8 protein-coding genes are annotated in these 8,274 nt (G+C 68.0%); 2 read left to right on the forward strand and 6 right to left on the reverse strand.

Annotated elements, in window-relative coordinates; translation table 11 throughout:
• The first annotated feature begins 9 nt into the window (after positions 1 to 9).
• A complete protein-coding gene (locus A5694_RS22085; RefSeq protein ID WP_082952807.1) occupies positions 10 to 999 on the forward strand; it encodes a fatty acid desaturase in 990 nt (329 codons plus the stop codon).
• Here the strand turns inward: A5694_RS22085 and A5694_RS22090 are convergent.
• The 6 genes from A5694_RS22090 to A5694_RS22115 form a co-directional block, all read right to left on the reverse strand.
• On the reverse strand, positions 956 to 1,372 hold the full coding sequence (locus A5694_RS22090; RefSeq protein ID WP_064924437.1) for a GtrA family protein: 417 nt from the start codon (positions 1,370 to 1,372) through the stop codon (positions 956 to 958). The two genes, A5694_RS22085 and A5694_RS22090, sit on opposite strands and share 44 nt — an antisense overlap.
• Positions 1,373 to 1,745: 373 nt before the next feature.
• The gene (gene wzm, locus A5694_RS22095; protein WP_064924438.1) at positions 1,746 to 2,576 is read right to left on the reverse strand and encodes a galactan export ABC transporter permease subunit Wzm/RfbD; all 831 of its coding nucleotides are present in this window, start codon (positions 2,574 to 2,576) and stop codon (positions 1,746 to 1,748) included.
• Entirely contained in the window at positions 2,573 to 3,481 is a 909-nt protein-coding gene (glfT1, locus tag A5694_RS22100; protein ID WP_064924439.1) for a galactofuranosyltransferase GlfT1, read from the reverse strand. The genes wzm and glfT1 overlap by 4 nt, the downstream gene beginning before the upstream one ends.
• A complete protein-coding gene (wzt, locus tag A5694_RS22105; protein ID WP_064924440.1) occupies positions 3,478 to 4,287 on the reverse strand; it encodes a galactan export ABC transporter ATP-binding subunit Wzt/RfbE in 810 nt (269 codons plus the stop codon). The genes glfT1 and wzt overlap by 4 nt, the downstream gene beginning before the upstream one ends.
• A gap of 5 nt (positions 4,288 to 4,292) precedes the next feature.
• On the reverse strand, positions 4,293 to 4,829 hold the full coding sequence (locus tag A5694_RS22110; protein ID WP_064924445.1) for a bacterial proteasome activator family protein: 537 nt from the start codon (positions 4,827 to 4,829) through the stop codon (positions 4,293 to 4,295).
• Positions 4,813 to 6,759, reverse strand: a complete 1,947-nt coding sequence (locus A5694_RS22115; protein WP_428844293.1) for a DUF6541 family protein — start codon at positions 6,757 to 6,759, stop codon at positions 4,813 to 4,815. Before A5694_RS22115 ends, A5694_RS22110 begins: the two co-directional genes overlap by 17 nt.
• Before the next feature lie 128 nt (positions 6,760 to 6,887).
• Between A5694_RS22115 and A5694_RS22120 the strand changes: the two genes are divergently transcribed.
• Positions 6,888 to 8,084 carry a cysteine desulfurase-like protein gene (locus A5694_RS22120; RefSeq protein WP_064924442.1) on the forward strand — a complete coding sequence of 399 codons (1,197 nt, stop codon included), beginning with the start codon at positions 6,888 to 6,890 and terminating at the stop codon, positions 8,082 to 8,084.
• The last annotated feature ends 190 nt before the right edge of the window (positions 8,085 to 8,274 follow it).

The raw sequence follows: 8,274 nt of genomic DNA on the forward strand, positions 1-8,274 counted from the left end.
AGGAGGCCCATGCCACCGCTCGAGGCGATGGATCATGCGTCGTCGAAAACCGTTGTACGCCAACGACACCCGCGCCCCGTCGAGTCGATACCGGCCTTTGCCTGGCCCACGCTCGCGTTGGGGGCGGGCGCCCTGATCATCTTTGTGCTTTCGACAACCGCGGCCGTGGGCCATCACGCTCCGATGTGGCTCACCATCGCGGTCAACACCGCGGTGGTCTACGCGATGTTCATGGTGGCCCACGACGCGCTGCACCGCTCGCTTTCGTTGGCGGGCTGGGTGAATTCGGTGGTCGGGCGGGCGGCCTGGCTCTTTGTCGCGCCGGCGTTTTCGCTGCCGGCGTTCAGCTACGTCCACCTGGAGCACCACCGCAACGCAAACGACGGCGACAACGACCCGGACATGTTCGCCACCCACGCGCCGGCCTGGCAGCTGCCGTTCCGCTGGGCGCTGATGGATGTCTTCTATGCCATCTGGTACTGCCGGCAGCTGAAGCGGCGGCTGCAGCAGTCCCGGCGTCGTCCGCTGACCGAGGTCGCCGAAACAGCGGTGGTGTTCTCGGTGACGGTCGCGGCAATCGGCACCGCGGTCATCACCGGGCACTTCTGGCTCCTCGCGACCGTCGTGCTGATCCCGCAGCGCATCGGCATGGTGATCCTGGGCTGGTGGTTCGATTGGTTGCCGCACCACGGGCTGGAGCACACCCAGCAGGAGAATCGCTACCGTGCCACCCGAAACCGGGTCGGTATGGAAGGGTTGCTGATCCCGATCATGCTGTCTCAGACCTATCACCTGGTGCACCACCTGCACCCCTGGTTGCCGTTCTATCGGTACGCGCAGGCCTGGCGGGGTAACGAGGACGCCTACCTGGACCGGGATCCAGCCATTGCAACCGTCTTCGGCCGAGAACTGACCCCCGAACAGTACCGGGAATGGAATGCGGCCAGATCTGTGCTCAGCGCGCCCGGAAGATCACCGTCCGCTGCACGACGAAGTTGATGACGGTCGCGGTGCCCTGCGCGGCCACGAACGCCACCGGCAGTGCCCAGCGCTGATAATCCAGCAGGTCCAGCACCAGGTGGTTGATCCCCACCTGCACGCCGAAGGTCAACGCATAAAGCGCCATCACCGCGACGAACCGCCCGGTGTGCGCCGAGGACTGAAACGTCCAGCGTCGGTTGATCAGGTACGCGGTGATGGTCCCGGCGACGAAACTGACCGCTTTGGCCAGGTCGACCTTGACGCCTGCGCCCAGATACAGCAGCAGGTATAGCCCGAAGTCCACCACAGCCGAGATCGCACCGGTGACCAGAAAGCGCCACACCTGTGTCGATAACGGCAGGCCCGTGTTCGGCGAAGCAGTCTCGGTCACCCGGGAAGCTTAAGTCCTCCGCCGAACGCCATGCCCGCCGTCATCGCCGAGCCGAGGCGATCGCGCTGCGCATCCCGCTCATGCGACCTCCGCGGCCCGATTCGTGATTCCGACCTCCGCGGCCCGCCTCGTGCCCCCTGCCACATGCGTCACTTCCGCACCGGCAAGTCGACCTACAGATGTTGTCGAATCGGATAGCGCCTGTGATAGCGACGGCGCCGTAGCCGGGGATCTGCGCCGTCCGAATTCATCCGCCGAGCACCCTGCTATCGCCGGCGCTATCCGATTCGGCAACACCCGCATGGTCCCGCGACGGTGCCCAAGTGACTGGTGTGGCTCGAGGAAGGAGACCGCTGCGCTCAGAACGCGACCGCTACACCCAGTAGGCCACTCGCGCCCGGAACTGGCGCAGCACCATCGCCGCCACCGCCCAACCGGCCACGGTCAACACCAACACCACCGCCCAGTGCCGCAGCGGCTGATGCGCGCCCAGCAACGGCAGCCGCACCAGGTCCAGGTAATGCATCAGCGGGTTGAACTCCACCACCGCCGTCCACCGGGACGCACCCTGGGCGCGCAGCGTGTCGTAGTTCCAGATGATCGGCGTCATCAGAAAAAGCAGCTGCACCACCGAGAACAGCAGCGGCGAGATATCGCGGTAGCGGGTGGCGAGAATCCCGAAGCACAGCGACACCCACACGCAGTTCAACGCGATCAGCGCCAGCGCCGGGATCACCGAAAGATCCGCCCACGACCAGGGCTTCGGGAAGATCAGGGCGATCGGCACATAGATGACGATGTTGTGGGCGAACAGGATCATCTGCCGCCACACCAGCCGGTAGACGTGCACCGACAGCGGTGTCGGCAACTGCTTGATCAGCCCCTCATTGGCGACGAACACATCAGCGCCCTCCAGGATGGCGGCGTTGAGCAGGTTCCACACGATCAGCCCCAGCGTCACGTACGGCAGGTGCACCGCCAGGTCGAGATGAAACAGCTTGGAGTACAACCCGCCCATCGCCACCGCGGTGGTAGCGGTGCCGATGGTGATCCAGAACGGCCCGAGCACACTGCGCCGGTAGCGCTGCTTGATGTCCTGCCAGCCCAGGTGCAGCCACAGCTCGTGGCGGCGGAACCCGTCCACGAGATCGGCACGGGCCCGCGCGAAACTCTTGGACTCCGCGGCCACATCGGTGAAACTCATTGCTGCCCCTTGGGTTTGGCGAACTGCTCCCGGCGTCCCAGCCGACGTAGCCGGACCCACTCGAGCAACCCGGCCGGGTCGCGGCGCGACACCAGGAAAAACCAGCCGAACCGCAGCCATTCCTGGATCAACAGCCGGCGCATGCCGGGCTGGGACATCAGGTAGCCGCGGTTGCGGTAGGTGAAATAGCGTTTGGCCGCATCGTCGGGGTACTGGGTGTGCATCCGCCCGGCCAGGATCGGCTTGAACTCCGCCGACCCGCAGGGGTGCAGGTAGGCCGCGTTCAGGCACGTCCCGAACGCCAGACCGGAGCGCACCAGCCGACGGTGTACCTCCACCTCGTCGCCGCGCATGAACAACCGCAGGTCCGGCACCCCCACCGCATCCAGCGCATCGGCGGTGAACAGTGCCCCGTTGAACAGCGACGCGATGCCGGGCAGCAGATCCTGGGTTGCGCCACTGCGCAATTCGCTGACCTCGCGGCGCCACACCAACCCGCGCCGTAGCGGGAACGCCAGCCGGGACGGGTCGTCGATGTTGCAGACCATCGGCGACACCTCCGCCAGGTGATGTTTGGCGGCGCAGGCCAGCAGCGCCGACAGCACACCGGAATCGGCCGGTCGCCCGTCATCATCGGCCAGCCACACCCAGTCGGCGCCGGACGCCAGGGCGTGCAGCATGCCCAGCGCGAAACCGCCTGCGCCGCCGAGGTTTCGCTGCGATCCAAGGTAGGTGCACGCCACCGGTTGGCTGGCCACCAGATCGGCTACCGCGGGGTCGTTGTCGTTGTCGACGACGATCACGTGGTCCGGTGGCCGGCTCTGGGTCACCAGCGCCTTCAGTGACTCGGCTAGCTGGTCGACGCGGCGGTGGGTGACGACGACCGCATAGACGGTTTGGGTCACGCCTTGTCCCCGGCCTGGGTCTCGGCGAGTACTTCGCGCACGTGCCGGGCGGCGTCGGGCCCCTCGTAGGCGCCGACCACTTCCTCGATGCCGCCGGTCATCTTGATGGTGCCGTGGTCGATCCACATCGCGGTCTTGCACAGCCGGGCGAGAAACTCGTTGGAGTGGCTGGCGAACACCAGGATTCCGGAGCGCTCCACCAGCTTCTGCAACCGGGTCTGGGCCTTCTTCAAGAACTCGGCGTCCACCGCGCCGATGCCCTCATCCAGCAGCAGGATCTCCGGGTCGATGCTGGTGACCACCCCCATCGCCAGCCGCACCCGCATGCCGGTGGAGTAGGTGCGCAGCGGCATTGCCAGATAGTCGCCCAACTCGGTGAATTCGGCGATCTCGTCGACCTTGGCGGTCATCTGTTTGCGGGTCTGCCCGAGGAACAGCCCACGGATGATGATGTTCTCGTAGCCGGAGATCTCCGGGTCCATGCCCACGCCCAGGTCGAACACGGGCGCCACCCGCCCGACCACGCTCGCCGAACCCCGGGTCGGCTCGTAGATACCCGAAAGCAGCCGCAGCAGTGTCGATTTGCCGGCGCCGTTGTGTCCGACCAGCCCCACCCGGTCGCCGAGCGACAGCGACATGGTGATGTCGCGCAGCGCCTCGACCACCACCACGTTGGAGTTGTTGCGCCCGATCGCCCCGCCGGCCTTGCCGAGGAAGGCCTTCTTCAACGACCGCGACTTGGCGTCGAAGATGGGGAACTCGACCCAGGCGTCCCGGGTCTCGATGCGTGGATCGGTGGCGGACAACGTGACTACAGGTATTGGCCGGAGCCGGTGTGGCCCTGCCCGCTGTGCCCGCCGGCGGTGGCACCGGGCGGCAGTGCGCCGTGGCGCATCTGCTCCAGTTGCGCACGGGCGGCCATCTGCTGGGCGAACAGTGCGGTCTGGATGCCGTGGAACAGCCCTTCGAGCCAGCCGACCAGCTGGGCCTGGGCGATCCGCAGCTCGGCGTCGGACGGGGCGGCGTCCTCGCGCAGCGGCAGCGTAAGCCGGTCCAGCTCCTCGCGCAGCTCCGGGGCCAGCCCGTCTTCGAGCTCACGGATCGAAGCGGCGTGCACCTCACGCAACCGCACCCGGCTGGCGTCGTCCAGTGGGGCGGAGCGCACCTCCTCGAGCAGCTGCTTGATCATGGTGCCGATCCGCATCACCTTGGCGGGCTGCTCGATCAGGTCGGTCAGTGACTGCTCGTCGTCGGAGCCGGTGCCGCCCGACGCCCCGGCCGAAAGCAGTCGCGGGTCCGCGCCGCTGATGATCTCGACACCATCTTCGTCGTTATTGCCGGTGCTCACCGCCACCGCCTCCCTGCCATTCGTAGATGCTCGCCCCGCCATTGTCGTAGATCCTGGTCCAGGACCGCGATTTCTCCAGAGACAGTAGCCCGTCGGGCAGGGAGAACCCGCGCACCGTCGGACTGCTGATCAGCACATACCGGATACCCAAAGAACGCACGGCCTGCGCGACCCGCGGATCGGTGTCGGCGTCGTCGGCGTAGGCCCAGAAAATGAACCGCTGCGGCCCGGGGCCCTGCTGCTGCGGGTAGTCGTAGTGCGTCCACAGCGGGTGCAGGCCGGCCACGGCGTACATCCAGGCGCTGCCGTCGACGTTGGCGTTGCCGATCACGGTGTCGCGGGCCCCGGGCAGCGCGGCCAGATAGGCGAACGCCTCCAGATCGCGCTTGTCGATCATCACCGAGTCGTACTTGTCGCCGAACAAAAACGCGTGCCGCGGCAGGTAATGCCAGGCCAGCCCGACCGTCGTCGCGGTCAGCAGTACCCCGGTCAGCACGCTTCGGGAACGCCCCGGTGCCGGCTTGACCACCAGCGCGACCAGCCACGCCAGCCCGATCCCGGCCATCGGGACCAGCAGCAACGTCATCGCCGCCATGATCCGGCGCGGGTCGCTGTAGAACAGGTCGGTGAACGCGCCCACCACCTCGCCCACCGGGCCGCCCAGCGGCGCGGAGGACTGCACCACCCCGACCACCAGCACCGCCCACAACGCCAGCGGCCAGTACACCTTCTTCGCGATCAGCAGCACCGCCCCGACCGCGCACAGGCCGACCAGGGTGTACTGGATTCCGAAGTCGTTGAGGTGGCGGGTGTGCAGCAGCAGCGCGTCGCGCAGTCCGGACTTGCGGCCCTCATGGGTCAGAAACGAGTGCCCGGCGATGATGTCGGCCTGCTTGCGCACGCTCAGCAGCTGCGGCAACAGCAGCAGACCGGTCGGGATCAGGACGGCCGCCAGGGCCAGGGTGTCACGGCGCTTGCCGCGCAACGGGTTCCACAGCGCCCCGTCCTTCGGGCACAGCCACCAGGCCGTCAGCAGCAAGACCGTGACCACGCCCCCGGTCAGGTGCACCGAGAACACCCCGACCAGCGCCAGCACCGCGACGCCGATGCGGTCACGCATGGTGCGCACCGCGGTGGTCAGCGCGAATGCCGGCACCACCAGCCCGTAGGCCACCAGGTTGGGCATGGCCGCGGTGCCGAATTCGACGTAGGGCAGCGCGGTGAAGGATGCCGACAGCGCCGCGGCGGTCGCCGCCGACAGTGCGGTCAGCGCGGTGCTCGCGACGCGCTGCAGCAGATTCCAGGTGAGCAGCGCGGCGCTGATCGGGAACAGCCACACCGAGGCGGCCAGCCCGGCCAGGGTGTAGCCGGTGGTGGGTGCTGCACCGGTCAGCTGGCACAGCACCGCGGTGAGTGCGTGAAACGCCGACGGGTAGTAGAGCGGGGCGTGGGTTTCGACGTTGCGCAGTTCCCCGGCGTGGGTGGGGGAGGCCTGGCCGGTGTCGAGGATGAAGCGGACGGTGTTGGCGTGCCAGACCGCGTCCCAGGTGCTGGGAATGCTCTGCCAATTCGGCAGCCCCCGCACCGCCGCCCACCCGATCAGCAGCATGCCCAGCAACACTCCGGCCGCCACCGTGAGGGTGGGCCCGACGGCGGTCGACGGCGCGGCCACATGGATGCCGGGACGACGGTCCAGCAACCCCCGAACGCCTCGGGCCAGGCCGGCCACCAAGGCGCCGACCACCACCAGGGTGGCCAGGGCGGTGTCGGCATTCCACGGGATTCCCCATGCACCGAATGGCACGATGGCCAGGCCGACCAGCCCATAGGTCAGCGCCGGGCCGACCGTGATCGCCAGTGGCCAGGTCAGCCGTGCGCCGGCGGCGACGAGTGCCCCCGGTAGGACCAGCAGCAGCAGCGCGGCAACCATTCCGAACCCGAGAAGCACTGCACTAGTATGTCTGCCAAGGTGACACGGCTCAGCGCTGCGGGGGAGCTATCCGGTTATCCGATACTTTCACCGATCACCCGATCTTGAGAAGTTCTAAGGTGGCTGACATGGCCTTCGACGTCGCCCGGGTGCGCGGACTGCACCCGACGCTCGGTGGCGGCTGGGTGCACTTCGACGCGCCTACGGGCATGTTGATCCCGGACTCGGTGGCGACCACGGTCTCGACCGCCTTCCGGGGCTCGCTGGCGACGGCGGGGGGCCCGCACCCGGCGGCCCGGCGTAGCGCCGCGGTGCTGGTCGCGGCGCGCCAGGCGGTGGCCGACCTGGTCGGCGGGGATCCCGCCGGGGTGGTGCTGGGGCCCGACCGGGCGGTGCTGCTCAGCGCGCTGGCCGATGCGGCGTCGTCGCGGGTGAGCCTGGGCTACGAGACGGTGGTCAGCCGCCTCGATGACGAGGCCAACATCGCGCCCTGGGTGCGCGCCGCCAACCGCTACGGGGCCAAGCTCAAATGGGCCGAGGTGGACATCGAGACCGGGGAGCTGCCGAGCTGGCAGTGGGAGAACCTGATCACCGGATCAACCCGGCTGGTGGCCGTCACTTCGGCGTCGGGGGTGCTGGGCACCGTCACCGACCTGCGGCCGGTCACCAAATTGGTGCACGACGTCGGCGGGGTGGCCGTGGTCGACCACTGCGCGGCGGCGCCGTACCAGCTGCTCGACATCAACGACATCGAGGCCGACGTGGTGGCGCTCAACGCGGCCTGCTGGGGTGGCCCGCCGATCGGTGCGCTGGTCTTCCGCGACCCGGCGCTGATCGACACGTTCGGGTCGGTGTCGTTGAACCCGCACGCCGTGGGCCCGGCACGCCTGGAAGTAGGCCTGCACCAGTTCGGCCTGCTGGCCGGGGTGGTGGCCAGCGTCGAATATCTGGCCTCGCTCGACGAATCCGCCCGGGGCAGCCGGCCCGAGCGGCTGGCGATCTCCATGCAGTCGGCCGGTCAGTATCTGAACCGGCTGTTCGACTATCTGCTCGGGTCGCTGCGGTCGCTGCCGCTGGTGATGCTGATCGGTCAACCCGACGTCCGCATTCCGGTGGTCAGCTTTGCGGTGCGCAACGTGCCGGCCGAGCGGGTGGTACAGCGGCTGGCCGACAACGGGGTGTTGGCGATCGCCAACGCCGGGTCGCGGGTGCTCGACGTGATCGGGGTCAACGACATCGGGGGAGCGGTCACGGTCGGGTTGAGCCACTACTCGACGGCCTCGGAGGTCGACCAGTTGGTGCGTGCGCTGGCGTCGCTGGGCTGACGGTCCTCGAATCTCGTTCGCCGCACCGGAAATCCCTCAGGCCCCACGGTAACCGGGCGCCCCGCTGAATCCCTTGCGCCCCACCAATAACGGGGGAGGCGGGATGTGGCGATTGCCCGCCTTCGAGCGACAACGACCGTTATGTAAAGCTCTCGGGCGCTGATTGGCCTGACATAACGAGGGTTGTCGG

It is taken from the genome of Mycolicibacter sinensis (genome assembly GCF_001667945.1).
Classification (GTDB): Bacteria; Actinomycetota; Actinomycetes; order Mycobacteriales; family Mycobacteriaceae; genus Mycobacterium; species Mycobacterium sinense_B.

Excerpts from the sequence above, each read along its gene's own strand:
- A5694_RS22085 (WP_082952807.1), top strand. The coding sequence starts at position 10 with ATGCCACCGCTCGAGGCGATGGATCATGCGTCGTCGAAAACCGTTGTA.
- wzm (WP_064924438.1), bottom strand. The coding sequence starts at position 2,576 with ATGAGTTTCACCGATGTGGCCGCGGAGTCCAAGAGTTTCGCGCGGGCC.
- A5694_RS22115 (WP_428844293.1), bottom strand. The coding sequence starts at position 6,759 with ATGGTTGCCGCGCTGCTGCTGCTGGTCCTACCGGGGGCACTCGTCGCC.
- A5694_RS22120 (WP_064924442.1), top strand. The coding sequence starts at position 6,888 with ATGGCCTTCGACGTCGCCCGGGTGCGCGGACTGCACCCGACGCTCGGT.